We start from the raw sequence: 24,203 nt of genomic DNA on the forward strand, positions 1-24,203 counted from the left end.
GCGGGTATGTACTCCTTTTCCTCGGTCCAGGGTAGGGGGTCGGCGAGGGTCCGGGTCATGTGCGCGCCGGCAGGGCCGACCGAGCCGCCTCCTCGTCCGCGTTCGCCAGCCAGAAGTACACGGGCGACAGGGTGAGTTCGACGACCATCAGTGCCACCTGGAACCCGTGGGGCCATCCCTCGACCGCGATCGACAGCACGCGGGCGAGTCCGCCGAGCAGGAAGACGCCGATCAGCATGCGCACGGCCGCCGCCGGCACGGGCGCCTGGCGGGCCACCCACAGCCAGGTGAGCCCGTAGCCCGTGAAGATGGCGCCGAGGAACCGGCCGAGGCTGTCGACGGTCGCGCCCGCGTCCCGCGCGCCCGGGATCGCGGCGTTGCCGCCCACGACGTGGAAGAGTCCGATCGCCACGCACGCGATCCCCATCGCCCGCGCGAGCACCCTGAGTGCCCTCGCCTTGCCGCCCCTGTCGTCCCTGCCGCCCTTGCCGTCCATGCCGCACACCCCTCAGCCTTGGTTGACGCGTGTCTACTTAAGCTAAGGGCGGCTGGTAGACGTGTGTCAAGTAACCTGCGGGCGTGCCTTCTCCCACTCCCAAGCGCAAACGGCTCACACCGGCGGACCGCCGCGCCCAGCTCCTCGATGTCGGCGCACGCCTCTTCGCCGCCCGCCCGTACGACGAGGTGCTGATGGAGGAGGTCGCGGAGCGGGCGGGCGTGTCCCGCGCGCTGCTCTACCGGCACTTCCCGAGCAAGCACGACCTCTTCGCCGCCGTGTACCGGCGGGCGGCCGACGACCTGCTCGCCGAGACGCGTTTCGACCCGGACCGCACCCTCGTCGAGCAACTGGCCCAAGGTCTCGACGCGCACCTCGACTACTTCGTCGCCAACCGGCACGCCGTCCTGGCCGCCAATCGCGTCCTCGCCGGCGACCCGGTCATCCAGACGATCATGAACGAGGAACTGGACGCCCTCCGCGCAGGCTTGCTCACCGCCCTCCCGCTCGCGGACGCCGATGCCCGGGAGGCGGTCTCCGGCGTCCTGGGGAGCTGGCTCGTCTTCGTCCAGGTGCTCTGCGTGGACTGGCTCTCCCGGCAGACCTGCACGCGTGCCGAACTGCGGGACGTCTGCATCGGAGCCGTGGTGGGCGCCATCAGGCCCCTCCTCGGCTCCGACCCGGCCCCGGATTGGCCGCCGGCGCCCCGCTCCTGAGTGCCTAGCGGCGGGAGAGGGCGTCGCGGACCGCCTCCTCGGAGCGGGCCACCACCGCCGTGCCGTCCTCTGCGGTGATGATGGGCCGCTGGATCAGCTTCGGATGCGCCGCCAGGTGTGCGATCCAGCGCGAGCGCGCCTCCTCGGTCTCCTCGCGAGGCAGTTCCCGTACGCCCGTCTCCTTCGCCAGCGGATCGGAGGTCCGGGTGATGTCCCAGGGCTCCAGGCCGAGGCGGCCCAGCACCTCGCGGATCTCGGCCTCGGACGGTACGTCCTCCAGGTAGCGGCGCACCGTGTACTCGGCGCCCTCCGCGTCCAGCACGGTCAGCGCGCCACGGCACTTGGAACAAGCGGGATTGATCCAGATCTCCATGCCCTCCAGGGTAGCCAGGCACCGTCTGGCCAGGGGCGATTGTCAGTGGTCCCCCGTAAAATCGAGGGAGCACGACAGGAAGCCAACTACCGTTTGGGAGGCTGTAGATGGCCGCTGCCGCGATCATTTCGATGCCCAAGAAGAAGCCACTGCCGGCCGGGCTGCCGCGCGAGTGGTACGAGAACCACAACCGCCGTCTCAAGGCGATGCGGTTGGCGATATCCCTGCTCGACACGGGGACGTACGACACCAAGCGCGCCACCAACCGGAAGATACGGACGATGGCGGTCCGGGTGGGCATCCACCGTCCCTCCAACACCACCTGCCGGATGGTCCGCTCCTTCATCCGCGACGGCGGCTGACGCCCGGCGGCGGAGGCCGCCGGCGGGCGCCGGTAGGACCTACGGCTTTGGCTCCGCGTCGACCTCCGCCGCCGACAGCACCAGTACCGCCACGTCGTCCCCCGGCCCGCCCTCCGTGAAGGCCAGCAGGTCCCGCCACACCGCGCGCGGCAACCCCTCCGGTTCCCTCGCCAGCATCGGGACCCGCTGCGCCAGCGGGTAGAAGTGTCCGACGGCGTCGCGCGCCTCCGTGACCCCGTCCGTGTGGACGAGCAACCGGTCGCCCGGGAGCAGCGGGACCTCCGTGACGCGCGCGGGCGCCGGGACGGAGAGCCCCAGACCCAGCGGAGGGCCGGGCTCCGCGACCAGTTCGCTGGCCTCGAAGTCCCGGAGCAACAGCACCGGCGGGTGCCCGCAGGAGGCGATCCGCACCACGTCCCGGTCCGCCGGGAACTCCAGCAGGACCGCGGTCGCGAACAGCTCCGGGTGCTCGTCGGACCCGGTCGCCGCGTCCTCCAGGAGCCGCCGGTCCAGCCTGGCCGCCACCGCCTCCAGTCCGGGATCGTCCAGCGCCGCCTCCCGGAAGGCGCCGAGCAGCGCGGCCACCGTCCCGACCGCCGCCAGCCCGTGGCCCCGTACGTCGCCCACCACCGCCCGCACCCCGTACGGCCCGGCCCGCACGTCGAAGAGGTCGCCGCCCACCAGAGTGCCCCGCTGGGCCGCCCGGTAGAGGCCGTCGCAGCGCACCCGGCCCACCCGCTCCGGTACGGGCGGCAGCAGTGCGAGCTGCGCCGCCTCGGCGACCGTACGGACGCTGACCAACTGGGCGTCCCGACGGCGCCGGACCCAGGCGATGACCACGCTGAGCAGGCCGACGGTGGCCACCGTGGCCAGGTCGGTCCCGCGGGCGTGCCCGACGCCCAGCCGGTGCACGCCGAGCAGGACCAGGACCACGCCGGCGAAGGCGGCCGTGCCGGTGGCCCCGTACGAGAACGCGGCCACGGCCGGGATCGCGGCCAGGAAGTAGCCGAGCTCCGCGATGCCGGGAGTGAGCCACTGGACGCAGATCAGCGCCACCAAGGCCACCAAGGGCGCGGCCCGGGCCCAGCGGGGCGGCGGCGCGCCCCGGAGCCAGCCGGGCTCCTCGCGTCCGTGCATCACCCCTCCACCCTGGCTCCGGCGGACGGACGCCGCACGCCGGGTGGTGCCGAACGCGCCGGCGCCCGACAGTGGTGCCGTGACGGAAACGGCGGACACCCGCAGCTCGACGATCAGCAGCCGGTTGAACTGGCTGCGGGCCGGGGTGCTGGGCGCCAACGACGGGATCATCTCCACGGCGGGCCTGGTGGTCGGCGTGGCCGGGGCGACGACCGAGAGGGGGACGATCTTCGAGGCGGGGGTGGCCGGGCTGCTCGCCGGGGCGCTGTCCATGGCGGCGGGGGAGTACGTCTCGGTCAGCTCCCAGCGCGACTCCGAACGGGCCGCGCTGGAGACGGAGCGGCGGGAGCTGGTGGAGGAGCCGGAGGCGGAGCTGGAGGAGTTGACCGGGCTGCTCACGGACCGGGGACTGAGCCCCCGGCTCGCGCGGGAGGCGGCCGAGCAACTGACGGAACGGGACGCGTTGCGGGCGCACGCGCGGGTGGAGCTCGGGATCAACCCGGACGAGCTGGCCAACCCCTGGCACGCGGCCTGGGCCAGCCTGATCGCCTTCACGGTGGGGGCGCTGCTGCCGCTGCTGGCGGTCGTGCTGCCGGGGCCCTCGGCGCGGGTGCCGGTCACGGTGGTGGCGGTACTGGCGGCGCTCACGCTGTGCGGGGTGGTCAGCGCCCGGCTGGGCGGCGCCCCGGCGGGCCGGGCCGTGGTGCGGAACGTGGGCGGCGGGGCGCTGGCCATGGCGGTCACGTACGCGGTGGGGACGCTGCTCGGCAGCACCGGCTGACGGGCGCCGGGCCGTACGGCTCCCGGGTGACGGGGCGGCGACCGCCAGACCGCCGGACCGTCGGGCCCCGAACGGCCGGGGCGCGACCGCCAAGCCGCCGGGCGCCGGCAGCACGATCGCCAGCAGCGGCAGCAGCGCCCCGGACCGTCGGGCGGCACGCCGTACGCCCCCTTCGAAGCCGGCCACCGCCCCGACCCGCACACTGGGCCCATGCGAATCGCCGTCACCGGATCCAGCGGTCTCATCGGCAGCGCCCTCGTACGGGCCCTCCAAGCGGACGGGCACGAGGTCGTGCGCCTGGTGCGCCGCACACCCGCCCGGGACGGCGAGGCGATGTGGGACCCCGCGGGCGGGTACGTGGACCCGGCCGGGCTCGCCGGCTGCGCGGCCGTCGTGCACCTGGCCGGCGCCGGGGTCGGTGACCGCCGTTGGACGGCCGCTTACAAGCGGGAGATCCGCGACAGCCGGGTGCTCGGGACCGCCGCGATCGCCCGGGCCGTGGCGGCGATGGAGGTGCCCCCGGCCGTGCTCGTCTGCGGGAGCGCCATCGGGTACTACGGCGACACCGCCGACCGCACCGTGGACGAGGACGCCCCGGCCGGGGAGGGGTTCCTGCCCTCCGTCTGCGTGGAGTGGGAGGCCGCCGCCGCGCCCGCCCGGGCCGCCGGGGTCCGGACGGTGTTCGCCCGTACCGGCCTGGTGGTCTCCGCCGAGGGCGGCGCCTGGGGCAAGCTCTTCCCGATCTTCCGCGCCGGACTCGGCGGCCGGCTCGGCAGCGGTCGCCAATACTGGTCGCACATCTCGATGCACGACGAGATCGCCGCCCTGCGCCACCTCGTCGACACTCCGCGGCTGTCCGGCCCGGTCAACCTGACCGCCCCGGAGCCGCTGACGAACCGTGAGGTCACGGCCGCCATGGCCCGGGTCCTGCACCGACCGGCGGTGTTCGCCGTCCCGGCCCCGGCGATGCGCGTGGTGCTCGGCGAGTTCGCCCAGGACGTGCTGGGCAGCCAGCGGGTGCGTCCCACCCGCCTGTTGGAGTCGGGCTTCGTCTTCCGCTACCCCGGCATCGACGCCTCGATCCGCGCGGCACTGGCCGGGTAGGGCCGGTTTCGAAAGCGGCCCCGGCGGCCCGGGGGAGCGCCGGCCGCCCATGTGCGACCGTTCGTGACCCACATGCGACCGCGATGCGACCGGAGTTGTGCGCAATACCCCACAAGACTTGGGTTCTGCCGGAGCCGGAGTGGGGAAGGAGGACCCCACACAGCCGCGCCGACCTCGGGGAGGGGCACGTGCTCAGCAGCGCACACCACGCGGACGTAGTCATCGTAGGAGCCGGAGTCTCAGGACTCGCGGCCGCACACCACCTGATCGCCCAAGGGGTCACCGTCACCGTGCTGGAGTCCGCCGACGACCCCGGCGGCCGGATGGCCACCTCGTCGGTCGACGGATTCCGGCTCGACCGGGTCGGCCAGCTCCTGAACACCTCGTACACGGAGCCCGCCCGCACCCCCGGCCTGGACGCCCTCACCCTGCGCACCTTCGCGCCCGGCGTCCTCGTCCACGGCTCCGACGGCAGGCAGCAGCGCGCCGGGGCCCTGACCCCCGCCCGCGCGCTGGCCAGTGGCTCACTCGACCAGGCCCGGCTCAGCGCGGCCCTCGCCCGACTCGCCGCCCAATCCGAGGAACGCCTGCTCGCCCGGCCCGAACGCACCGCGCTCGCCGCCCTCGCCTCACGCGGTCTGCCCCCGCGCACCCTGGCGGCGGTGGTCCGTCCGCTCCTGGCCACCCTGCTGCGCGACCCGGACCTCACCACCTCCAGCCGGGTCGCCGATCTCGCGCTGCGCGGCTTCGCGCGGGGCCGGTTGGCCGTTCCCGAGGGCGGCGCGGCGACCCTGCCCACCCTGCTCGCCGCCGGGCTGCCGCCCGGCACCGTGCACACCGGGGTCCGCGTGCGGTCGGTGGCGACCAACCTGGTCACCACCGAGCGGCACGGCGACTTCCGCTGCCGCTCCGCCGTCCTCGCCACCGGCGCCCGGGCCGCCGCCGAACTGCTGCCCGGACTGCGCGTGCCGGCCTTCCACGAGGTCACCGTCCTGCACCACGCGACGCCCTCCGCCCTGCCCTGGGACGGCTCGCTGCTCTTGGACGCCGATCCGAGGTGGCCCGTCGCCCACACCACGGTGATGAGCGCGATCGACCCGACGCGCGCCCCCGCCGGACGCGGCCTGGTCACCACCACCGTGCACGGGCCGCCGCCGCCCGCCCGGACGGTCGCCTCCCGGCTCGCCCGGCTCTACGACACCTCCACCCGGGGCTGGGAGCTGCTCGCCGTCCACCACACCCCGGAGGCGGTGCCCGCCATGCCACCGCCGCACGACCTGCGTCGTCCCGTGCGCGTGCTGGCCGGGCTGTACGTGTGCGGGGACCACCGGGACTCCAACACCGTCGAAGGGGCCCTGCACTCCGCCCGCCGCGCGGCGGGCGCCGTCCTGCGCGACTTCGGCATCCCCGTTCCGGCCGCCACCGAGCGTCCGCTGCGGGCGGCGGCCTGAACACACCTGTCGGCCGGGTCGCGGCTCACGCCAGCGCCGCGACCCGGTCCCGGTAGGTCCGTACCGCCGGGGCGTCCCGGTACGGCTCCAGCCGGCGCTCGAAGTCCCGTACGTACTCCACCGCCCGCACCGAACGCATCTCCATCGCCTGCTGCGCCGCCTCCGCGCCGAGCGCGCAGGCATGGTCCAGCTCGCCCAGCCCCAGCCGCGCGGTGGCCAGCACCACCCGGCAGAACAGTCGTGAGCGCGCGTAGGCGGGGGCCCGCAGCTGGAGGGAGCGCTCCGCGTGCTGCGCCGACGCCCGGTACTGCTGGAGGTCCCGGTGGCAGTGCCCGAACTCGTCGGCGAGCTGCGCCTCGTCGAAGTCCCGGGCCCAGTGCGGTACGTCGTCGCCCGGGCGGGCCGCGCCCAGCGCCCGCTCGGCGCGCACCAGCGAGGCCGTCGCGGCCCTCACCTCGCCGAGCACCGCGTGCCCCCGCGCCTCCGACGAGTGCAGCAGCGCCTGCACCACGGCCGGCGGCCCCGACCCCACGCCCTGCTGGGCGACCCGGGCCAGCTGTACCGCCTCGCGCCCGTGGCCGAGGTAGACCGCTTGGCGGCTCATGGTGACCAGCACGTACGACCCGTACGGCCGGTCCCCCGCGGCCTGCGCGAGCCGCAGGGCCTGGACGAAGTACCGCTGGGCGAGACCGTGGGCGGCGATGTCGTACGAGGTCCAGCCCGCGAGCCGGGTCAGGTCGGCGGCGGCGGAGAACAGTCGCCTTCCGGTGGTCTCCCCGTAGGTCCCGCGGAGCATGGGCTCCGCCTCGTGCTCCAGGTACCGCACCAGGGCCTGACGGGCGTGCCCGCCGCCGTAGGCGTGGTCCAGGGCCCGGAACAGCTCGCCCACCGACCGCAGGGCCGCGATGTCCCCGCCCGTCACCCGCTGTCCCGGACCGCGGTCGACCTGCCGTTGCCGGGGCACCGAGGTCCTGCCCTGGAGGGGCACGCGGGCGGCGACACTGTCCGCGCCCCGCCCGACCCGCTCGTCGGCGCGGCCGATCAGCCAGTCCCGGCTGGGGACGACCAGTCCGGCCGGGGTGAACGCGATCTTGCGCAGCTCGGCGTGGGACCCGGAGTCCTTGCGCCACAGCCCGCTGGCGATGTCCACGGCCTCCTCGGGGGTGGCCGCGAACTCCAGGCCCGCGTAGACGGGCGCGCAGGCGTCCAGCCCCAGGTCCTGCGCCGAGAGCCGTCTGCCCAGGCGCCGGGTGAAGACCTCCGCGATCAGCGCGGGAGTCGTGCCGCGGGGCTGCTGTCCGCGCAGCCAGCGGGTCACGGAGGTCTTGTCGTACCGCAGGTCGAGACCGTGCTCCAGGCCTAGCTGGTCGACGCGGCGGGCGAGCCCGGCGTTCGAGAACCCGGCTTCGGCGATCAGCGCCGCGAGCTGCCGGTTGGGGACACGCTGGGCAGGTCGTTCCGTCATCGGCTCCACGGTTTCCTGACGTGACGGACCGGAGTCACCGGCCCTGTGAACGGCGTGAATGTAGCGGCGAACTCCGTGCTTACCGCCCGCTCTGTCCCACATTCATCCGATCGTGTGCAGAACCGGTCTGACCCTTTACGGACGCACCCCCTCCACCCGCATAGGCTGCGACCCATGACCCGCCGTTCCACCGAGGCGCAGTTCCCCGACGACTACGCAGAGTCCGCCGCCCCGCTGCCCGCCCCGCTGCCCGCGCCGGAGCTGACGGAGGCGGAGTGCCGCCGCTGCGGCACGTACATCGCGGGGCTCGACGGGCGGTACGCGTGCGGGGTGTGCGGGTGGGTCAACGATCACTCGGAAGGCCACCGACGGCTGCCGCGCGCGGACGAGGACCCGGACCGGCCGCCCAAGGGGAGGCGGCGGCCGAAACAACTGCCGGGGCCACCGACAAGGCCGCTGCCGGAGTCCTGAGGGGCCGCTGCCGGGGTCCTGAGGGGCCGCGCCGGGACCGCCGTACCCTTGCTGGTGCGATACGTGCACACAGCAGGTTCAACGAGGAGGCGCTGCGGTGACTGACCTTCGGTTTGTCCATCTGGGCTTCGGGCCGGATTACGTCGAGTACACCGAGGCCTGGGAAGAGCAGCGCCGCGTCCACGCCGCCCGCTTCGCGGACGAGATCGAGGACACCTGCCTGCTGCTGGAGCACGAGCCGGTCTACACGGCCGGCCGGCGCACCGACCCGAGCGAGCGCCCGCTGGACGGCACCCCCGTGGTCGACGTGGACCGGGGCGGGAAGATCACCTGGCACGGTCCGGGCCAGCTGGTCGGCTACCCGATCATGAAGCTGCCCCGGCCGGTGGACGTCGTCGCCCACGTCCGCCGCCTGGAGGACGCCCTCATCCGCACCGCCGCCGACTTCGGCGTGGAGACCTCCCGGGTGGAGGGGCGCAGCGGGGTGTGGGTGCTCGGGGACCCGGTGGAGGAGCGCCCGGCGCTGGGCGGCCTCAGCCTGGACTTCGACCCCCGTCTGCACGACGAGGAGTTCGACCCCCGACTGAACGGCCCCGAGTACGCCCCCTCCAACGCCGGACAGCGGCGCGAGGACCGCAAGCTCGCGGCCATCGGCATCCGGGTCGCCAAGGGCGTCACGATGCACGGCTTCGCGCTCAACGTGAACCCGGACAGCACCTGGTTCGACCGGATCATCCCCTGTGGCATCCGGGACGCGGGTGTGACCTCGCTCTCCTACGAACTGGGCCGCGAGATCACCATCGCCGACGTGCTCCCGGTCGTGGAGCGCCACCTCAAGGACGTCCTGGAGCACGCGGAGCTGCGGCCCCGGGAGGTAGAGCCGTCGGTCGGCTGACACTCGGGAATGGTCCCGGCGGCCCTCGGGTTGCCCGACGTAAGAGCGTATGAAATTACGGGCGTACCCTGGTGGGCGCCGAAGAATCGAAGTCACAGGGAGCCGGTCGTGTCCGCAGTCGCACCCGACGGACGCAAGATGCTGCGCCTGGAGGTCCGTAACAGCCAGACCCCCATCGAGCGCAAGCCCGAGTGGATCAAGACCCGGGCGAAGATGGGTCCCGAGTACACCAAGATGCAGGCCCTGGTGAAGGGCGAGGGGCTGCACACGGTCTGCCAGGAAGCCGGCTGTCCCAACATCTACGAGTGCTGGGAGGACCGCGAGGCCACCTTCCTCATCGGTGGCGACCAGTGCACCCGGCGCTGTGACTTCTGCCAGATCGACACCGGCAAGCCCGAGGCCCTCGACCGTGACGAGCCCCGCCGCGTGGGCGAGTCCGTCGTCACGATGGACCTGAACTACGCCACCATCACCGGCGTCGCCCGCGACGACCTGCCCGACGGTGGCGCCTGGCTGTACGCGGAGACCGTGCGCCAGATCCACCAGCAGACGGCGGGCCGCGAGAGCGGCCACACCAAGGTCGAGCTGCTGGCCCCCGACTTCAACGCCGTGCCGGAGCTGCTGGAGGAGGTCTTCGCCTCCCGCCCCGAGGTCTTCGCGCACAACGTGGAGACCGTGCCGCGCATCTTCAAGCGCATCCGCCCGGGCTTTCGTTACGAGCGCTCCCTCGACGTGATCACCAAGGCGCGCGCCTACGGCCTGGTCACCAAGTCGAACCTGATCCTCGGCATGGGCGAGGAGCGCGAGGAGGTCACCCAGGCCCTTCGCGACCTGCACGAGGCGGGCTGCGAGCTCATCACCATCACCCAGTACCTGCGGCCCTCGCCGCGCCACCACCCCGTGGAGCGCTGGGTGAAGCCGGCGGAGTTCGTGGAGCTGGCGAAGGAGGCCGAGGAGATCGGCTTCTCCGGCGTGATGTCCGGCCCGCTGGTCAGGTCGTCGTACCGGGCGGGACGCCTCTACCAGCAGGCGATGGAGAAGCGCGGCCGAGCCGGGGCGTAGCGGCGGAGAAGCGCGCGAACGTCTGACCGCCGACCGTGTGAAGTCCCGCACATGTGGCTACTAGTGGGTAACACCGCGCTGACGCGGCCCCTAGGCTCTGTATGTGAGAGCCCGGCGGGCCGCGTCGCCTTGTACAACGTGTCGATCACATTTGACCGGCCGGTCATGCCCTGGTAACACCGTTCAGTGACGATTGATCCACGCACCGCACACACCGACGCACACCGTTCCTCCCCGTGAGCACCGTTCCGTGAGCCGTTCCGTGAGCACTGTGAGCACCGTGAAAGGGATCGACATCATGCAGGCCGCGCCCGTACGCGCCATCGCCATCCCGACCTTCTCCGACGCCTTCCGCGGCATCGAATCGCTGCTCATGAGCGGCGCCCGCCGCAACGCGTGGACCGCCGTCCTCGAAGACCGCCGCAGGGCCAAGGACCGGGTCGAAACCGAACACGTACTGGAGGCCGCGGCGACCCGGACCCCGCAGGCCACGTAAACTTCGCCCTATGGCGAGGAAGTCAAACGCAGAGACTGCTGCGAACCCCGGGCGACTGAAGCAGATCGCCCTGACGTACAAGATGACGCGCAAGGCCGACCCGAAGGTCGGTCTGATCGTCGCGGGCGTGGGAATCGTCACCTTCGGTGTCTTCCTTGCGATCGGCTTCCTGATCGACCACCCGGTCTACCTGGGCATCCTGGGCCTCCTGGTGGCGTTCCTCGCGATGGCGATCGTCTTCGGACGACGGGCCGAGCGGGCTGCCTTCGGGCAGATGGAGGGGCAGCCGGGCGCCGCCGCGGCCGTCCTGGACAACGTGGGGCGGGGCTGGACGACCACCCCGGCCGTCGCGATGAACCGCAGCCAGGACATCGTCCACCGGGCCGTCGGCAAGGCGGGCGTGGTGCTGATCGCGGAGGGCAACCCGAACCGGGTCAAGAGCCTGCTCGCGGCCGAGAAGAAGAAGCTCGCCCGGATCATGCCCGACGTCCCCGTCCACGACTTCATCGTGGGTACCGGCGAGGGCGAGGTGCCGCTCAAGAAGCTCCGTACGACGCTGCTCAAGCTGCCGCGCGTACTGGCCGGCCCGCAGATCACGCAGGTCAACGACAAGCTCCGGGCCATGGGCGACCTCATGAGCAACATGCCGATCCCCAAGGGCCCCATCCCCGGCCGTGCCCGCGGTGGTCAAAGGCCGCCGCGCGGCTGATCGCCGACGGGCAGCACGCGAGGGTCTGGACGACCGGCGGCCGGCCCAGCCGGGTCAGTCGCCAGACCGTCCTCCAGTGCATCGGGCGCCGGGGGCCGCCGGAATTCCGCAGGCCCTCGGCGAACCCCGCGAACCAGGCCAGCAACCCTGACAAGGACCGGGTGTGGGCAACGGTCAGCGCCATCCACACGCCGAGGTAGACCGGCACCAGTGGGGCGGGCAGGTGCCGCTTGGCCGGCCAGACCCGGTTGCGGGCCGTCATCCGGTAGTAGACCGCGTGTCGGGCCGGGGAGGTCTTGGGGTGTTGGAGCACCAGCGCCGGTTCGTAGAGGATGTCCCAGCCGCGGTCGACCGCCCGCCAGGCCAGGTCGGTCTCCTCGTGTGTCAAGAAGAAGGCCTCTGGCCAGCCCCGGTCTCCTCGAGCATCGGCATCGACAGGGCGTGCCCGCCGCCCAGGAACGTCGTCACCAGACCGCGTCGCATCGGATCCCCGGCCCGCAGCCGGGGCACGTGCCGCCGCTGTGTGTGACCGGACTCGTCCGCGATCCGGAACGAGACGATGCCCAGCCGGCGGTCCGCCTCGTACAGGTCGGCGGTCCGCCGGAAGACGTCCGCCTCGGTCAACAGGCCGTCGTCGTCCAAGTCCACCAGGACGTCGACGTCCCCGAAATCCCGCAGGCGCCGCCAGGCGACGTTCCGGCCGCCGGACACCCCCATTTCTCCTCCAGCTCCACCCCGGTCACCCCACCACTTCCTGCCAGGGCCAAGTGAACGGCGAGCGTACCCCTGCCGAACCCAAGGTCCGGACGCTGTGAGGGGCCGTCGCGAGGGTGCGCTCATGCCGGCATTGCATACGAGACACGAGAGAGGGCCGCCCGGGAGGGGGTCACTCCCCGGACGGCCCTGTGTGTCTCGGTTGTCAGATCCGCACCTGGACGGCGCGGGCCAGTCGGTCGTGCAGGCCGCGGCCGTCACGGTCCCAGACCAGCGCCGGGATGACGAGGGCCAGCAGGACCGTGCGCAGCAGCACACGCGCGACGCCGAGGCGGCCGCCGTCTTCCCCGACCACCCGGAGGCCGAGAATCCGCTTGCCGGGGGTGAAGCCGACGGTGGCGACCGTCAGCACGGACAGGACCACGAAGACGGCCAGCGTCCAGTTGCCCGTGGCGCGCAGGTCGCCGTGCGTGATCAGCCCGTAGGCGATCAGCTGGCAGCCGACCCAGTCGATGGCGACGGCCCCGAGCCGGCGCCCGAACCGGGCCACAGACCCGGGCCCCGACTGGGGCAGGCCGAGGCGTTGGCCGCGGTAACCGAAGTCGACGCCCATGTCCTCGGCGGCCGCGCGGGGGCCGGAGAGCCACGATCCGATTGCTTGCCTGTTGTCCACTCGACCACGGTACCGGTGGCGCTCCATGCGACCTGGACGGGCCCCTGGTTAACTTGTGCGAAACAAATGGGTCATGCTTGAGAAATCCCGTCTGCTTATGGTCGGGTCAGCGTGCGGCACCGCACTGACGCACCACGAGCTATACAGCCCGTCCCTGCCCCGGGGTCGGGAGTAGGAGGAGTTGGATGTTCCAGAACGCCGACGAAGTGAAGCAGTACATCGAGGAGAACGACGTCAAGTTCGTCGACGTCCGCTTCTGCGACCTGCCTGGTGTGATGCAGCACTTCACCATCCCGGCTCGGGCGTTCGACCCGGCCGAGGAGCTCGCCTTCGACGGCTCCTCGATCCGCGGGTTCCAGGCCATCCACGAGTCCGACATGGCTCTGCGTGCCGACATCACCACCGCGCGTCTGGACCCGTTCCGCAAGGACAAGACGCTCAACATCAACTTCTTCATCCACGACCCGATCACGGGTGAGGCCTACAGCCGCGACCCGCGCAACATCGCGAAGAAGGCCGAGGCGTACCTCGCCTCCACCGGCATCGCCGACACCGCGTACTTCGGGCCCGAGGCCGAGTTCTACGTCTTCGACAGCGTCCGCTTCGCGACCACCGCGAACGAGTCCTTCTACCACATCGACTCCGAGGCCGGCGCCTGGAACACCGGCTCCGAGGAGAACAACCGCGGCTACAAGGTCCGCTACAAGGGCGGCTACTTCCCGGTCGCCCCGGTCGACCACTTCGCGGACCTGCGCGCCGAGATCTCCCTGGAGCTCGACGCCCAGGGCCTCCAGGTCGAGCGCCAGCACCACGAGGTCGGCACCGGTGGCCAGGCCGAGATCAACTACAAGTTCAACACGCTGCTGGCCGCGGCCGACGACCTGATGCTCTTCAAGTACGTCGTGAAGAACGTCGCCTGGCGCAACGGCAAGACCGCGACCTTCATGCCGAAGCCGATCTTCGGTGACAACGGTTCGGGCATGCACGTCCACCAGTCCCTGTGGGCCGGCGGCGAGCCGCTGTTCTACGACGAGGCCGGCTACGCGGGCCTGTCGGACACCGCCCGCTACTACATCGGCGGCATCCTCAAGCACGCCCCGTCGCTGCTGGCGTTCACCAACCCGACGGTGAACTCCTACCACCGCCTGGTGCCCGGCTTCGAGGCCCCGGTCAACATGGTGTACTCGCAGCGCAACCGCTCCGCGGCCATGCGCATCCCGATCACCGGCTCGAACCCGAAGGCCAAGCGCGTCGAGTTCCGCGCCCCGGACCCGTCCTCGAACCCGTACCTGGCGTTCTCGGCCCTGCTGCTGGCCGGCCTCGACGGCGTCAAGAACAAGATCGAGCCGATGGAGCCGATCGACAAGGACCTCTACGAGCTCTCGCCCGACGAGCACGCGAGCGTCCCGCAGGTCCCGACCAGCCTGGACGCGGTCCTCAAGGCCCTCGAAGAGGACCACGAGTACCTCCTCGCCGGTGGTGTCTTCACCCCCGACCTGATCGAGACCTGGATCGACTACAAGCGCACGCACGAGATCGCCCCGATCGCCCTGCGTCCGCACCCCCACGAGTTCGAGATGTACTTCGACCTCTAAGCCGTGCCGCCGAAGCCCCGGCCTTCTCCACGGAGAAGGCCGGGGCTTCGCCGTTTCCGGGCTAGGTTCGGCGCATGGACGATTCCTGGAAGACCGTCGCCGCCCTGGCGGCCCGCTTCGACGAGCACGACCGGGCGCGCGGGGTGGCCCGCGAGGAGAGCGTCACGGTGCAGATCCTCAAGATCGGCGAGGAGTTCGGCGAGGCCGCGCAGGCCGTCATCGGGGCCAAGGGCAGCAACCCGCGCAAGGGGAACTCGCACACCTGGGACGACGTGGAGGCGGAGGTCGCGGACGTGATCGTCACGGCCATGGTCGCCCTCGCGCGGATGCGGCCCGACGCCCCGGCGTTCTTCGCCGCCCAGCTGCGGGAGAAGTCCGCCCGGTTCCTGTGAGGCGGCGCGGGCCTCAGCGCAGGAGGGGGGCGGTGCCGGTGAGGGCGTGGAGGCAGCGCAGGGCCAGTTCGGCCGGCGAGCCCGGTCCGGAGGTGGGGGCGTCGCTCGCCGACCAGAGTTCCAGGGCGATCCGGATCGAGTCGGTCGCGGCCGCGGCCAGCAGGCGGATGTCGACGGGGTCGGCGTCCGGGCCGGCGAGCCGGGCGATGACCGGGACCAGCCGCTCCTCGGAGTCCTGGTTGACCCGGTACCAGACCCCGCGCAGGGCCTCGTCGGTCGCCGCCGCCCGGAGCAGGCCGCGGGTGACCTCCAAGCCCTCCTCGACGGACTCCAGGTCGCTGAGCGAGCGGGTCACGGCGCGGTCCAGCGCCTCCGCGAGCGGGGTACCGGGTGCCTCCTCGGCGAGCAGCGCGCGCCAGGCGTCACCGCCACCCGCCAGGAGCGGGGCCACGGCCTCCTGCTTGTTGCGGAAGTAGCGGTAGAAGGTGCGCAGCGCCACACCGGCCCGGTGGGCGATGTCCTCGGCGGTGGTGCCGTCGGGGCCGTGCTCGGCGAAGAGTGCGCAGGCCGCGCGGGCGATGTCGAGTTGCGTGGCCGCCTTGCGGCGCTCGGTCAGCGACTGGGCTCCGGGGCCGGCCTGGGGGGAGTACGGACGAGGGGATCTCACGGGGTGAAGCCTACCGCCCCGGAGCCCGGCCGGTTGCATACTTTGACACGCTGGCAAAACGTGCCACAACGCGGGTAGGCTCCTCCCCATGAACCGTTACGAAGGACGTCGCGTCCTCATCACAGGCGGCGGCTCCGGCATCGGCCGGGCCACCGTCCACCGCATCCTCGCCGAGGGCGGCCGCGTCCACACCGTGGACGTCGGCGAGAGCGGCCTGAAGGCCACCGCCGAGCAGGCGGCCGCCGAAGGGCACGCCGACCGCCTGACCACCGCCGTACTCGACATATCCGACGAGGCGGCCGTGCGGGCCGGCGTCACCGCCGGCGTCGACGCCCTCGGCGGCCTCGACGTCCTGGTCAACGCCGCGGGCATCCTGCGCTCCGCGCACACCCACCAGACCACCCTGGACTTCTGGAACAAGGTCATCTCGGTCAACCTGACCGGCACCTTCCTGATGATCCGCGAGTCCCTCCCCGCCCTGCTGGAGGGCGACCAGCCGGTCGTCGTCAACTTCAGCTCGACCTCGGCCTCCTTCGCGCACCCCTACATGTCCGCCTACGCGGCCAGCAAGGGCGGCATCCAGTCGATGACCCACGCCCTCGCCGCCGAGTACAGCAAGCAGGGCCTGCGGTTCGTCTCCGTCGCCCCTGGCTCCATCGAGAGCGGCATGACCACCGGCAACGGCCCGGGCCTGCCCGAGGACACCGACTGGAGCCTGTTCACCAAGCTCGCCCCGGCCCTCGGCCAGGGCTTCGCCGGCCCGCAGACGGTCGCCGGCGTCGTCGCGATGCTGGGCTCCGAGGACGGCGCGTTCATCACCGGTACGGAGATCCGCGTCGACGGCGGCACGCACTACTGAGCGTCAGCTCCTGAACCGGTCCCACAGCCGGGGGAAGCGCTCCGCGAGCACGGCTTCGTCCTCGAAGTCCAGCGGCGCGCCCTCCGGCTCGGCCGCCTGTAGCGCGATGCCCAGGTCCGGCGCCACCGAGCCCGTCAGCTGCTCGTACGCCTCGTCGGCCGCGTACCCCAGTTCCTCGCCGTCCCCGTCGATCTCCTCGTCGAAGTCGGTCAGCAGCTCCGCGAGCGCGTCCGGGTCGTGCACCCCGCTCTCGAACACCTCCCGGCCCTGGCCGATCAGCCAGCACCGGAAGTAGTCGAAGGCGTCATCGCTCGCCCCGTCGAGCAGCACCCACGCCGCGCCCCACAGGTCCCATGTGTACGCCCGGTTGTACCGGGACTCGAAGTGTCGCGCGAAGTCGAGCACGGAGTCCGGGTCGAGCTGCGCCAGCCGCTCCACGAGCAGCTCGGCGTGCTCCTCCGGGTCGCCCTCGGCGGCCTCGCGGGTACGGTCGACGATCTCCCAGAACTCCGTCTCGTCCATCACGGCTCCAGCATCACGGGTCCACCCCCGCGCCGCCACCGCTCATACGGCCAAAGGCCGGTGAACGCCCCCCGCGTGGCCGCAAAAACCTCGCGGGGAAACGGCGAGGCGGCCCGCCCCCTCACGGGGCGGACCGCCTCACCGGTGTACCGCGCGGGGCCTACAGGCCGTAGCGCTCCCGGGCTTCCTTGACGGCGGACGCGGGCACCTCGCCGCGGCGGGCGAGCTGGGCCAGCGCGGCCACCACGATCGACTGCGCGTCGACGCCGAAGTGGCGGCGGGCGCCCTCGCGGGTGTCGGAGAGGCCGAAGCCGTCCGTGCCCAACGAGGTGTAGTCCTGCTCCACCCACTGGCTGATCTGGTCCGGTACCTGACGCATCCAGTCGGAGACGGCCAGGACGGGGCTGGTGACGCCCTCCAGCGCCCGCGTGACGTACGGGGTGCGCATCTCGCCGCGCAGCAGCGCCTCGTCGCACTCCAGCGCGTCGCGCCGCAGCTCGCCCCAGGAGGTGGCGGACCAGACGTCGGCGGCCACGTTCCAGTCGGCGGCGAGCAGCTTCTGCGCCTCCAGCACCCAGTGGATCGCGGTACCCGAGGCCATCAGCTGGATCTTCGGGGCGTCGGTGGCCGGGGCCGCCTCCGCCAGGTCCGCCGCCGTGTTGAAGCGGTAGAGACCCTTGAGGATGCCCTCTTCGACGCCCTCGGGCATCGCCGGCTGCACCTTCGGCTCGTTGTAGACCGTCAGGTAGTAGAAGACGTCTTCCGGCTTCTCGCCGTACATGCGGCGCAGACCGTCCTTGACGATCACCGCGATCTCGTACGCGAAGGCCGGGTCGTAGTTCAGCGACGCCGGGTTCGTGGAGGCGATCAGGTGCGAGTGGCCGTCCGCGTGCTGGAGGCCCTCGCCGGTGAGGGTCGTACGGCCCGCGGTGGCGCCGACGATGAAGCCCTTGCCGAGCTGGTCGGCGAGCTGCCACATCTGGTCGGCGGTGCGCTGCCAGCCGAACATCGAGTAGAAGATGTAGAACGGGATCATCGGCTCGCCGTGCGTCGCGTACGACGTGCAGGCGGCGATGAAGTCGGCCATGGCGCCGGCCTCGGTGATCCCCTCGTTGAGGATCTGGCCGTCCTTGGCTTCCTTGTAGTACATCAGCTGGTCGCGGTCGACCGGCTCGTACGTCTGACCCAGCGGCGAGTAGATGCCGGCGGACGGGAAGAGGGACTCCATGCCGAAGGTGCGGGCCTCGTCGGGGACGATCGGCACCCAGCGCTTGCCGGTCTCCTTGTCCCGCATCAGGTCCTTGACGAGCCGGACGAAGGCCATGGTGGTGGCCATCTCCTGCTTGCCGGAGCCCTTGAGCAGCGGGGCGAAGGAACGCTCGGCCGGCGCGGGCAGGGCCACGTGGTGCACCTTGCGGGCGGGGGCCGGGCCACCGAGGGCCGCGCGGCGCTCGTTCAGGTAGCGGACCTCGGGGCTGTCCGCGCCCGGGTGTCCGTACGGGACCTGGCCGTCGGCGAAGGCGCTGTCGGGGATCGGGAGGCCAAGGAGGTCACGCATGTCCTTGAACTCGTCGATCGTCAGCTTCTTCATCTGGTGGTTCGCGTTCTTCGACTCGAACCCGGCGCCCAGCGTGTAGCCCTTGACCGTCTGCGCGAGGATGACGGTCGGGGCGCCCTTGTGGTCCAGGGCGGCCTTGTACGCGGCGTACACCTTGCGGGGCTCGTGGCCGCCGCGGGAGCTGTGGAAGCACTCGGCGATCTTCGCGTCGGTGAGGACCGAGGCGAGCCGCACCAGCTCCGCGTCGGCGCCGAAGAAGTGCTCGCGGATGTAGGCCACGTCGCGGGTCGCGTACGTCTGGAACTGCGCGTCGGGTACCTCGCGCAGGCGGCGTACCAGGGCGCCCGTGGTGTCGAGCTGGAAGAGCTCGTCCCAGGCGGAGCCCCACAGCGACTTGATGACGTTCCAGCCGGCGCCGCGGAACTGGGCCTCGAGCTCCTGGACCACGCGGAAGTTGGCGCGGACCGGACCGTCGAGGCGCTGCAGGTTGCAGTTGATGACGAAGGTCAGGTTGTCGAGCCGCTCGCGAGAGGCGAGGGCCAGGGCCGCGGTCGACTCGGGCTCGTCCATCTCGCCGTCGCCCAGGAAGGCCCAGACGTGCGAGTTGGCGGTGTCCTTGATGCTCCGGTTCTGCAGGTAGCGGTTGAAGCGCGCCTGGTAGATCGCGGAGAGCGGGCCGAGGCCCATGGACACCGTCGGGAACTCCCACAGCCAGGGCAGGCGCCGCGGGTGCGGGTAGGAGGGCAGGCCGTTGCCGCCGGACTCCTGGCGGAACTTGTCGAGCTGCTGCTCGGAGACGCGTCCGTCGAGGAAGGCGCGGGCGTAGATGCCGGGGGAGGCGTGGCCCTGGATGTAGAGCTGGTCGCCCGATCCGTCGGCCTCCTTCCCGCGGAAGAAGTGCTGGAAGCCGGTCTCGTAGAGCCAGGCGGCCGAGGCGAAGGTGGCGATGTGGCCGCCGACGCCGTACTTGGAGCCGCGGGTCACCATGGCGGCCGCGTTCCAGCGGTTCCACGCGGTGATCTTGGCTTCCATCTCCATGTCACCCGGGAACTCGGGCTCCGCGGAGGTGGGGATGGTGTTGACGTAGTCCGTCTCCAGCAGCTTCGGCAGGGCGAGGCCCGCGGCTTCGGCGTGCTGGAGGGTGCGACGGAGCAGGTATTCGGCGCGGCGCGTACCGGCGGCCTTTGCGACGGCGTCGAGGGAGGCCGCCCATTCGGCGGTCTCCTCCGTGTCGCGGTCCGGGAGCTGGTCGAGCTCGCTCGGAAGCTTTCCTACGGGGTCGGACATCGGTGTGCGCCGCCTTCCGGACAAAGGAGAGGTGGTGAAGAAATCCCTGACGGGCAGGACAGGGTCGGTGGACCCGGGTAGGGGTCCGCGATGACTGTAAATCGCTGATCGATGATCGATCAAACGGAAGTGGCGAAGAAATGTCGATCCGGCGAAAGTCGGCACCGGGTGCCATGAAAATAGGCACCCAGTGCCGGTCAAACCAGGACAAGCCGACCGGTCCGACCGGTCAAGCGCGGGGCGCACACCCCAGGACGTGCCGCTTCACCAGCACGCCGATGTCCGGATCCTGATTGCGGAAGGCCTCCACCAGGGCCGCGTGCTCCTCCGCGTACGACTTCTGCACCGTCCCGAGCCAGCGGATGGACAGGGCCGTGAACACCTCGATGCCCAGGCTCTCCCAGGTGTGCAGCAGCACGCTGTTGCCGGCGGCCCGCACCAGCTCGCGGTGGAAGCCCACCGTGTGCCGCACCTGCGCCGTCCCGTCCTCGGTCCGGTCCGCCTCCCACAGCGCCGCCACGTGCGGCTCCAGGGCCGTGCAGTCCGCCGCCAGCCGCGGCGCCGCCAGTTCGGCCGCGATCTGCTCCAGGCCGGCCCGCACCGGGTAGATCTCCTCGAGGTCGGCGGCGGAGAGGTTCCGTACGCGGACCCCCTTGTTCGGCGCCGACTCGATCAGCCGCAGCGTCTCCAGCTCGCGCAGGGCCTCGCGGACCGGCGTCTGGCTGACCTCCAATTCGACGGCGATCCGCCGCTCGACGATCCGCTCGCCGGGCTTCCAGCGGCCGCTGACGATCCCCTCCACGATGTGCTCGCGGATCTGCTCGCGCAGCGAGTGCACGACGGGTGGGGTGATCATCGGCGCTTCATCTCCTGGGGCCGCGCGGGGCTGATGCGTAGACAATACGGCGGTGTCGGCCGACGCGATGCGTTCCTGGTCAGGGACCCGGGGTGAGGCTCGTTACAAGACCGGGCAGACGCCGGGACGGACGACGGCGCCCCCGCCCGGGAAGGTTCCGGACGGGGGCGCCGTACGCGACAGCTGTGCGGCTACCGCCGCGGCTGGTTCCCTACAGGCCGAGCTCGACCTCGAACTCGCCGGCCTCCAGGATGGCCTTCACGGCCGAGAGGTACCGGGCCGCGTCCGCGCCGTCCACCAGGCGGTGGTCGTAGGACAGGGTCAGGTACGTCATGTCGCGGACGCCGATGACGGTTCCCTCGGGCGTCTCGATGACCATCGGACGCTTGACGGTGGCACCGATGCCCAGGATGGCGACCTGGTTCGGCGGCACGATCACCGTGTCGAACAGCGCACCGCGCGAGCCGGTGTTGCTGATGGTGAAGGTCGCGCCCGACAGCTCGTCCGGCGTGATCTTGTTGCCGCGGACCTTGGCGGCCAGGTCGGCGGTCGCCTTGGAGATGCCCGCCAGGTTGAGGTCACCGGCACCCTTGATGACCGGGGTCATCAGGCCCTTCTCGGAGTCCACGGCGATGCCGATGTTCTCCGAGTCGAAGTAGGTGATGGTGCCCTCGTCGTCGTTGATCCGGGCGTTGACGACCGCGTGGGCCTTCAGCGCCTGGGCGGCGGCCTTGACGAAGAACGGCATCGGCGAGAGCTTGACGCCCTCCCGGGCCAGGAAGGAGGCCTTGGCCTTCTCGCGCAGCTTCATGATCTTGGTGACGTCCACCTCGACCACGGAGCTGAGCTGCGCCTGCGTGTGCAGGGCCTTCATCATGTTGTCGCCGATGACCTTGCGCATGCGGGTCATCTTGACCGTCTGACCACGCAGCTCCGACGCCGCGGCGGCCGGGGCCTGGACGGCGGCCGGGGCGGCGACGGCGGCCGGAGCCGGGGCGGCGGCGGCCTTGGCGGCCTCGGCTGCGGCCAGGACGTCCTGCTTGCGGATACGGCCACCGACACCGGTGCCCGAGACCGTGGACAGGTTGACGCCGGACTCCGAGGCGAGCTTGCGCACCAGCGGGGTCACGTACGCGCCCTCGTCACCGGCCGGGGCCGGGGCGGCGGGGGCGGGCGTGGCGACCGGGGCCGGGGCCGGGGCCGGAGCAGCCGGGGCCGGGGTGGCCTGGACCGGAGCCGGAGCCGGAGCCGGAGCCGGAGCCGGGGCGGCGGCCGGAGCCGGAGCAGTCGGGGCCGGGGCAGTCGGGGCCGGGGCAGCCGGGGCGGCGGCCGGGGCCGGAGTGGCCGGGGCGGCGGCCGGGGCCGGGGCGGCACCCGCGACGCCGATGACGGCCAGACGCGCGCCGACCTCGGCGGTCTCGTCCTCGCCGACCAGGATCTCCAGCAGGGTGCCGGCGACCGGCGCGGGGATCTCGGTGTCGACCTTGTCCGTGGAGACCTCGAGCAGCGGCTCGTCGGCCTCGACGGACTCGCCGACCTGCTTGAGCCAGCGGGTGACGGTGCCCTCGGTGACGGACTCGCCCAGCGCGGGCAGCACGACATCGGTGCCCTCGGCCGAACCGCCACCGGTGGCCGCCTCGGCCGTCGGAGCGGGAGCCGGGGTCTCGACCTCGGTCGACGGGGCGGCCTGCGGGGCCTCCGGCGCGGGGGCGGCGGGGGTCTCGGCGGCCGGAGCGGCGGCCTCGGCCGGCGCGCCCGAGCCGTCGTCGATGACGGCCAGCTCTGCGCCGACCTCGACGGTCTCGTCCTCGGCGACCTTGATGGAGGCCAGGATGCCGGCGACGGGCGACGGGATCTCGGTGTCGACCTTGTCGGTCGAGACCTCGAGCAGCGGCTCGTCGGCCTCGACGCGCTCGCCCTCGGCCTTCAGCCAGCGGGTGACGGTGCCCTCAGTGACGCTCTCGCCGAGCGCCGGAAGGGTTACGGAAACCGACATGGTTTCTGTTGCTCCTTACGAAAGTGCGGAAGTGGTCGTCGCGCCCGATGACGATTAGTCGTGGGAGTGCAGCGGCTTGCCGGCCAGGGCCAGGTGGGCCTCGCCGAGCGCTTCGCTCTGGGTCGGGTGCGCGTGGATGAGCTGCGCGACCTCGGCCGGCAGGGCCTCCCAGTTGTAGATCAACTGGGCCTCGCCGACCTGCTCGCCCATCCGGTCACCGACCATGTGGACGCCGACCACGGCACCGTCCTTGACCTGGACCAGCTTGATCTCGCCCGCGGTCTTGAGGATCTTGCTCTTGCCGTTGCCGGCCAGGTTGTACTTCAGGGCCACGACCTTGTCCGCACCGTAGATCTCCTTGGCCTTGGCCTCGGTGATGCCGACGGAGGCGACCTCGGGGTGGCAGTAGGTGACCCGGGGAACACCGTCGTAGTCGATCGGGACGGTCTTGAGACCGGCCAGACGCTCCGCCACCAGGATGCCCTCGGCGAAGCCGACGTGCGCGAGCTGGAGGGTCGGGACGAGGTCACCGACGGCCGAGATCGTCGGCACGTTGGTCTGCATGTACTCGTCGACCAGGACGTAGCCGCGGTCCATCGCGACGCCCTGCTCCTCGTAGCCCAGGCCCTGCGAGACCGGGCCGCGGCCGATGGCGACGAGCAGCACTTCGGCCTCGAAGGCCTTGCCGTCGGCCAGGGTGACGCGCACGCCGTTCTCGGTGTACTCGGCCTTGTCGAAGAAGGTGCCCAGGTTGAACTTGATGCCGCGCTTGCGGAAGGCGCGCTCCAGGAGCTTGGAGCTGTTCTCGTCCTCGACCGGGACCAGGTGCTTGAGGCCCTCGATGACGGTGACGTCGCTGCCGAAGGACTTCCACGCCGAGGCGAACTCGACGCCGATCACGCCGCCGCCCAGGATGATCGCGGACTCGGGCACGCGGTCCAGGACCAGCGCGTGGTCCGAGGAGATGATGCGGTTGCCGTCGATGTTCAGGCCCGGGAGCGACTTCGGCACGGAGCCGGTCGCCAGCAGGACGTGGCGGCCCTGGACGCGCTGCCCGTTCACGTCGACGGACGTCGGGGAGGAAAGCCGACCCTCACCCTCGATGTACGTCACCTTGCGGGAGGCGACCAGACCCTGGAGGCCCTTGTACAGGCCCGAAATGACATCGTCCTTGTACTTGTGCACACCCGCGATGTCGATGCCCTCGAAAGAGGCCTTGACACCGAACTGAGCGGCTTCGCGCGCCTGGTCCGCGATCTCACCGGCGTGCAGCAGAGCCTTCGTGGGGATGCAGCCGTTGTGCAGGCAGGTGCCACCGAGCTTGTTCTTCTCGATCAGCGCAACGTCGAGACCCAGCTGGGAGGCGCGCAGCGCCGCGGCGTAACCGCCACTGCCACCGCCGAGGATCACTAGGTCGAAAACGGTGCTGGCGTCGTTCGCCACGTCACGTCCTCCATGCATGTGCGCCGGGCACCGGTCCTCTGTGACCGGGCGGCGGCTGGTATTCGGCCGCTTGTTTCTTCGGCCCTGTGGTGGGGGCCCTGTCCTGCCGAGAACCCATCTTCG

Annotated in this window: 24 protein-coding genes and 1 pseudogene; 13 read left to right on the top strand and 12 right to left on the bottom strand. The window is 71.7% G+C overall.

Features of this window, described 5'->3' with window-relative positions; all coding sequences use genetic code 11:
* Positions 1–55: 55 nt before the first annotated feature.
* Positions 56–496, bottom strand: a complete 441-nt coding sequence (locus ACV7NM_RS22685) for a DUF4345 domain-containing protein (protein ID WP_463411993.1) — start codon at positions 494–496, stop codon at positions 56–58.
* Positions 497–579: 83 nt separating this feature from the next.
* Here ACV7NM_RS22685 and ACV7NM_RS22690 point away from each other — a divergent pair, with 83 nt between their 5' ends.
* Positions 580–1,212: a TetR/AcrR family transcriptional regulator gene (locus ACV7NM_RS22690; protein WP_463411994.1), complete on the top strand. Its 633-nt coding sequence runs from the start codon at positions 580–582 to the stop codon at positions 1,210–1,212.
* A 4-nt stretch (positions 1,213–1,216) separates the two neighbouring features.
* On the opposite strand, the gene ACV7NM_RS22695 is transcribed toward ACV7NM_RS22690, so the two are convergent.
* Positions 1,217–1,585 carry an ArsC/Spx/MgsR family protein gene (locus ACV7NM_RS22695; RefSeq protein WP_463411995.1) on the bottom strand — a complete coding sequence of 123 codons (369 nt, stop codon included), beginning with the start codon at positions 1,583–1,585 and terminating at the stop codon, positions 1,217–1,219.
* Positions 1,586–1,692: 107 nt separating this feature from the next.
* Here ACV7NM_RS22695 and ACV7NM_RS22700 point away from each other — a divergent pair, with 107 nt between their 5' ends.
* Positions 1,693–1,947 (top strand): hypothetical protein, encoded by a 255-nt coding sequence (locus ACV7NM_RS22700; protein ID WP_463411996.1) that lies wholly within the window; start codon positions 1,693–1,695, stop codon positions 1,945–1,947.
* A 39-nt stretch (positions 1,948–1,986) separates the two neighbouring features.
* On the opposite strand, the gene ACV7NM_RS22705 is transcribed toward ACV7NM_RS22700, so the two are convergent.
* Positions 1,987–3,084, bottom strand: a complete 1,098-nt coding sequence (locus ACV7NM_RS22705; RefSeq protein WP_463411997.1) for a PP2C family protein-serine/threonine phosphatase — start codon at positions 3,082–3,084, stop codon at positions 1,987–1,989.
* A gap of 79 nt (positions 3,085–3,163) precedes the next feature.
* On the opposite strand from ACV7NM_RS22705, the gene ACV7NM_RS22710 reads away from it, so the two are divergent.
* From ACV7NM_RS22710 to ACV7NM_RS22720, 3 genes are all read left to right on the top strand, one after another.
* Positions 3,164–3,865, top strand: a complete 702-nt coding sequence (locus ACV7NM_RS22710; protein ID WP_463411998.1) for a VIT1/CCC1 transporter family protein — start codon at positions 3,164–3,166, stop codon at positions 3,863–3,865.
* Positions 3,866–4,075: 210 nt separating this feature from the next.
* A complete protein-coding gene (locus tag ACV7NM_RS22715) occupies positions 4,076–4,969 on the top strand; it encodes a TIGR01777 family oxidoreductase (RefSeq protein WP_463411999.1) in 894 nt (297 codons plus the stop codon).
* 188 nt (positions 4,970–5,157) lie between these two features.
* The gene (locus tag ACV7NM_RS22720; protein WP_463412000.1) at positions 5,158–6,420 is read left to right on the top strand and encodes an NAD(P)/FAD-dependent oxidoreductase; all 1,263 of its coding nucleotides are present in this window, start codon (positions 5,158–5,160) and stop codon (positions 6,418–6,420) included.
* Between the two features lie 25 nt (positions 6,421–6,445).
* Here the strand turns inward: ACV7NM_RS22720 and ACV7NM_RS22725 are convergent, their stop codons facing one another.
* The gene (locus tag ACV7NM_RS22725) at positions 6,446–7,885 is read right to left on the bottom strand and encodes a regulator (RefSeq protein WP_463412001.1); all 1,440 of its coding nucleotides are present in this window, start codon (positions 7,883–7,885) and stop codon (positions 6,446–6,448) included.
* 174 nt (positions 7,886–8,059) lie between these two features.
* Between ACV7NM_RS22725 and ACV7NM_RS22730 the strand changes: the two genes are divergently transcribed.
* From ACV7NM_RS22730 to ACV7NM_RS22750, 5 genes are all read left to right on the top strand, one after another.
* Complete coding sequence (locus tag ACV7NM_RS22730; protein ID WP_463412002.1) at positions 8,060–8,356, top strand: hypothetical protein; 297 nt, start codon at positions 8,060–8,062, stop codon at positions 8,354–8,356.
* 97 nt (positions 8,357–8,453) lie between these two features.
* Positions 8,454–9,251: a lipoyl(octanoyl) transferase LipB gene (gene lipB / locus ACV7NM_RS22735; RefSeq protein ID WP_463412003.1), complete on the top strand. Its 798-nt coding sequence runs from the start codon at positions 8,454–8,456 to the stop codon at positions 9,249–9,251.
* Positions 9,252–9,359: 108 nt separating this feature from the next.
* The gene (lipA, locus tag ACV7NM_RS22740; protein WP_463412004.1) at positions 9,360–10,313 is read left to right on the top strand and encodes a lipoyl synthase; all 954 of its coding nucleotides are present in this window, start codon (positions 9,360–9,362) and stop codon (positions 10,311–10,313) included.
* 298 nt (positions 10,314–10,611) lie between these two features.
* The gene (locus tag ACV7NM_RS22745) at positions 10,612–10,809 is read left to right on the top strand and encodes an SCO2195 family GlnR-regulated protein (protein WP_136215599.1); all 198 of its coding nucleotides are present in this window, start codon (positions 10,612–10,614) and stop codon (positions 10,807–10,809) included.
* Between the two features lie 10 nt (positions 10,810–10,819).
* Positions 10,820–11,518, top strand: a complete 699-nt coding sequence (locus ACV7NM_RS22750) for a DUF4191 domain-containing protein (RefSeq protein WP_463412005.1) — start codon at positions 10,820–10,822, stop codon at positions 11,516–11,518.
* Positions 11,519–11,546: 28 nt separating this feature from the next.
* Here ACV7NM_RS22750 and ACV7NM_RS22755 read toward each other — a convergent pair.
* Both ACV7NM_RS22755 and ACV7NM_RS22760 read right to left on the bottom strand, forming a co-directional pair.
* Positions 11,547–12,264, bottom strand: a pseudogene (locus ACV7NM_RS22755) (glycosyltransferase family 2 protein); the annotation flags it as partial.
* A gap of 173 nt (positions 12,265–12,437) precedes the next feature.
* Positions 12,438–12,905 carry an RDD family protein gene (locus tag ACV7NM_RS22760; RefSeq protein WP_463412006.1) on the bottom strand — a complete coding sequence of 156 codons (468 nt, stop codon included), beginning with the start codon at positions 12,903–12,905 and terminating at the stop codon, positions 12,438–12,440.
* Positions 12,906–13,090: 185 nt separating this feature from the next.
* Here ACV7NM_RS22760 and glnA point away from each other — a divergent pair, with 185 nt between their 5' ends.
* Positions 13,091–14,500, top strand: coding sequence for a type I glutamate--ammonia ligase (gene glnA, locus ACV7NM_RS22765; protein WP_463412007.1), 1,410 nt, complete (start codon positions 13,091–13,093; stop codon positions 14,498–14,500).
* 74 nt (positions 14,501–14,574) lie between these two features.
* Entirely contained in the window at positions 14,575–14,892 is a 318-nt protein-coding gene (locus tag ACV7NM_RS22770) for a MazG-like family protein (RefSeq protein WP_463412008.1), read from the top strand.
* A 13-nt stretch (positions 14,893–14,905) separates the two neighbouring features.
* Here the strand turns inward: ACV7NM_RS22770 and ACV7NM_RS22775 are convergent, their stop codons facing one another.
* On the bottom strand, positions 14,906–15,559 hold the full coding sequence (locus tag ACV7NM_RS22775) for a TetR/AcrR family transcriptional regulator (RefSeq protein WP_463412009.1): 654 nt from the start codon (positions 15,557–15,559) through the stop codon (positions 14,906–14,908).
* An 88-nt stretch (positions 15,560–15,647) separates the two neighbouring features.
* On the opposite strand from ACV7NM_RS22775, the gene ACV7NM_RS22780 reads away from it, so the two are divergent.
* Entirely contained in the window at positions 15,648–16,418 is a 771-nt protein-coding gene (locus ACV7NM_RS22780; RefSeq protein WP_463412010.1) for an SDR family NAD(P)-dependent oxidoreductase, read from the top strand.
* A 3-nt stretch (positions 16,419–16,421) separates the two neighbouring features.
* On the opposite strand, the gene ACV7NM_RS22785 is transcribed toward ACV7NM_RS22780, so the two are convergent.
* From ACV7NM_RS22785 to lpdA, 5 genes are all read right to left on the bottom strand, one after another.
* Positions 16,422–16,940 (bottom strand): DUF4240 domain-containing protein, encoded by a 519-nt coding sequence (locus ACV7NM_RS22785; protein ID WP_463414032.1) that lies wholly within the window; start codon positions 16,938–16,940, stop codon positions 16,422–16,424.
* 160 nt (positions 16,941–17,100) lie between these two features.
* Complete coding sequence (gene aceE / locus ACV7NM_RS22790) at positions 17,101–19,785, bottom strand: pyruvate dehydrogenase (acetyl-transferring), homodimeric type (protein WP_463412011.1); 2,685 nt, start codon at positions 19,783–19,785, stop codon at positions 17,101–17,103.
* 229 nt (positions 19,786–20,014) lie between these two features.
* On the bottom strand, positions 20,015–20,638 hold the full coding sequence (locus tag ACV7NM_RS22795) for a GntR family transcriptional regulator (RefSeq protein WP_136215598.1): 624 nt from the start codon (positions 20,636–20,638) through the stop codon (positions 20,015–20,017).
* A gap of 214 nt (positions 20,639–20,852) precedes the next feature.
* On the bottom strand, positions 20,853–22,637 hold the full coding sequence (gene sucB / locus ACV7NM_RS22800; RefSeq protein WP_463412012.1) for a 2-oxoglutarate dehydrogenase, E2 component, dihydrolipoamide succinyltransferase: 1,785 nt from the start codon (positions 22,635–22,637) through the stop codon (positions 20,853–20,855).
* A 54-nt stretch (positions 22,638–22,691) separates the two neighbouring features.
* Entirely contained in the window at positions 22,692–24,080 is a 1,389-nt protein-coding gene (gene lpdA, locus ACV7NM_RS22805) for a dihydrolipoyl dehydrogenase (protein ID WP_463412013.1), read from the bottom strand.
* Between the last annotated feature and the right edge of the window lie 123 nt (positions 24,081–24,203).

The sequence above is a fragment of the Streptomyces sp. Tek67B01 genome, from assembly GCF_055231995.1.

Excerpts from the sequence above, each read along its gene's own strand:
- ACV7NM_RS22745 (WP_136215599.1), top strand. The coding sequence starts at position 10,612 with ATGCAGGCCGCGCCCGTACGCGCCATCGCCATCCCGACCTTCTCCGAC.
- ACV7NM_RS22730 (WP_463412002.1), top strand. The coding sequence starts at position 8,060 with ATGACCCGCCGTTCCACCGAGGCGCAGTTCCCCGACGACTACGCAGAG.
- sucB (WP_463412012.1), bottom strand. The coding sequence starts at position 22,637 with ATGTCGGTTTCCGTAACCCTTCCGGCGCTCGGCGAGAGCGTCACTGAG.
- ACV7NM_RS22715 (WP_463411999.1), top strand. The coding sequence starts at position 4,076 with ATGCGAATCGCCGTCACCGGATCCAGCGGTCTCATCGGCAGCGCCCTC.
- ACV7NM_RS22780 (WP_463412010.1), top strand. The coding sequence starts at position 15,648 with ATGAACCGTTACGAAGGACGTCGCGTCCTCATCACAGGCGGCGGCTCC.
- glnA (WP_463412007.1), top strand. The coding sequence starts at position 13,091 with ATGTTCCAGAACGCCGACGAAGTGAAGCAGTACATCGAGGAGAACGAC.
- ACV7NM_RS22705 (WP_463411997.1), bottom strand. The coding sequence starts at position 3,084 with ATGCACGGACGCGAGGAGCCCGGCTGGCTCCGGGGCGCGCCGCCGCCC.
- ACV7NM_RS22700 (WP_463411996.1), top strand. The coding sequence starts at position 1,693 with ATGGCCGCTGCCGCGATCATTTCGATGCCCAAGAAGAAGCCACTGCCG.
- ACV7NM_RS22785 (WP_463414032.1), bottom strand. The coding sequence starts at position 16,940 with ATGGACGAGACGGAGTTCTGGGAGATCGTCGACCGTACCCGCGAGGCC.
- ACV7NM_RS22695 (WP_463411995.1), bottom strand. The coding sequence starts at position 1,585 with ATGGAGATCTGGATCAATCCCGCTTGTTCCAAGTGCCGTGGCGCGCTG.
- ACV7NM_RS22725 (WP_463412001.1), bottom strand. The coding sequence starts at position 7,885 with ATGACGGAACGACCTGCCCAGCGTGTCCCCAACCGGCAGCTCGCGGCG.
- ACV7NM_RS22750 (WP_463412005.1), top strand. The coding sequence starts at position 10,820 with ATGGCGAGGAAGTCAAACGCAGAGACTGCTGCGAACCCCGGGCGACTG.
- ACV7NM_RS22685 (WP_463411993.1), bottom strand. The coding sequence starts at position 496 with ATGGACGGCAAGGGCGGCAGGGACGACAGGGGCGGCAAGGCGAGGGCA.
- aceE (WP_463412011.1), bottom strand. The coding sequence starts at position 19,785 with ATGTCCGACCCCGTAGGAAAGCTTCCGAGCGAGCTCGACCAGCTCCCG.
- ACV7NM_RS22770 (WP_463412008.1), top strand. The coding sequence starts at position 14,575 with ATGGACGATTCCTGGAAGACCGTCGCCGCCCTGGCGGCCCGCTTCGAC.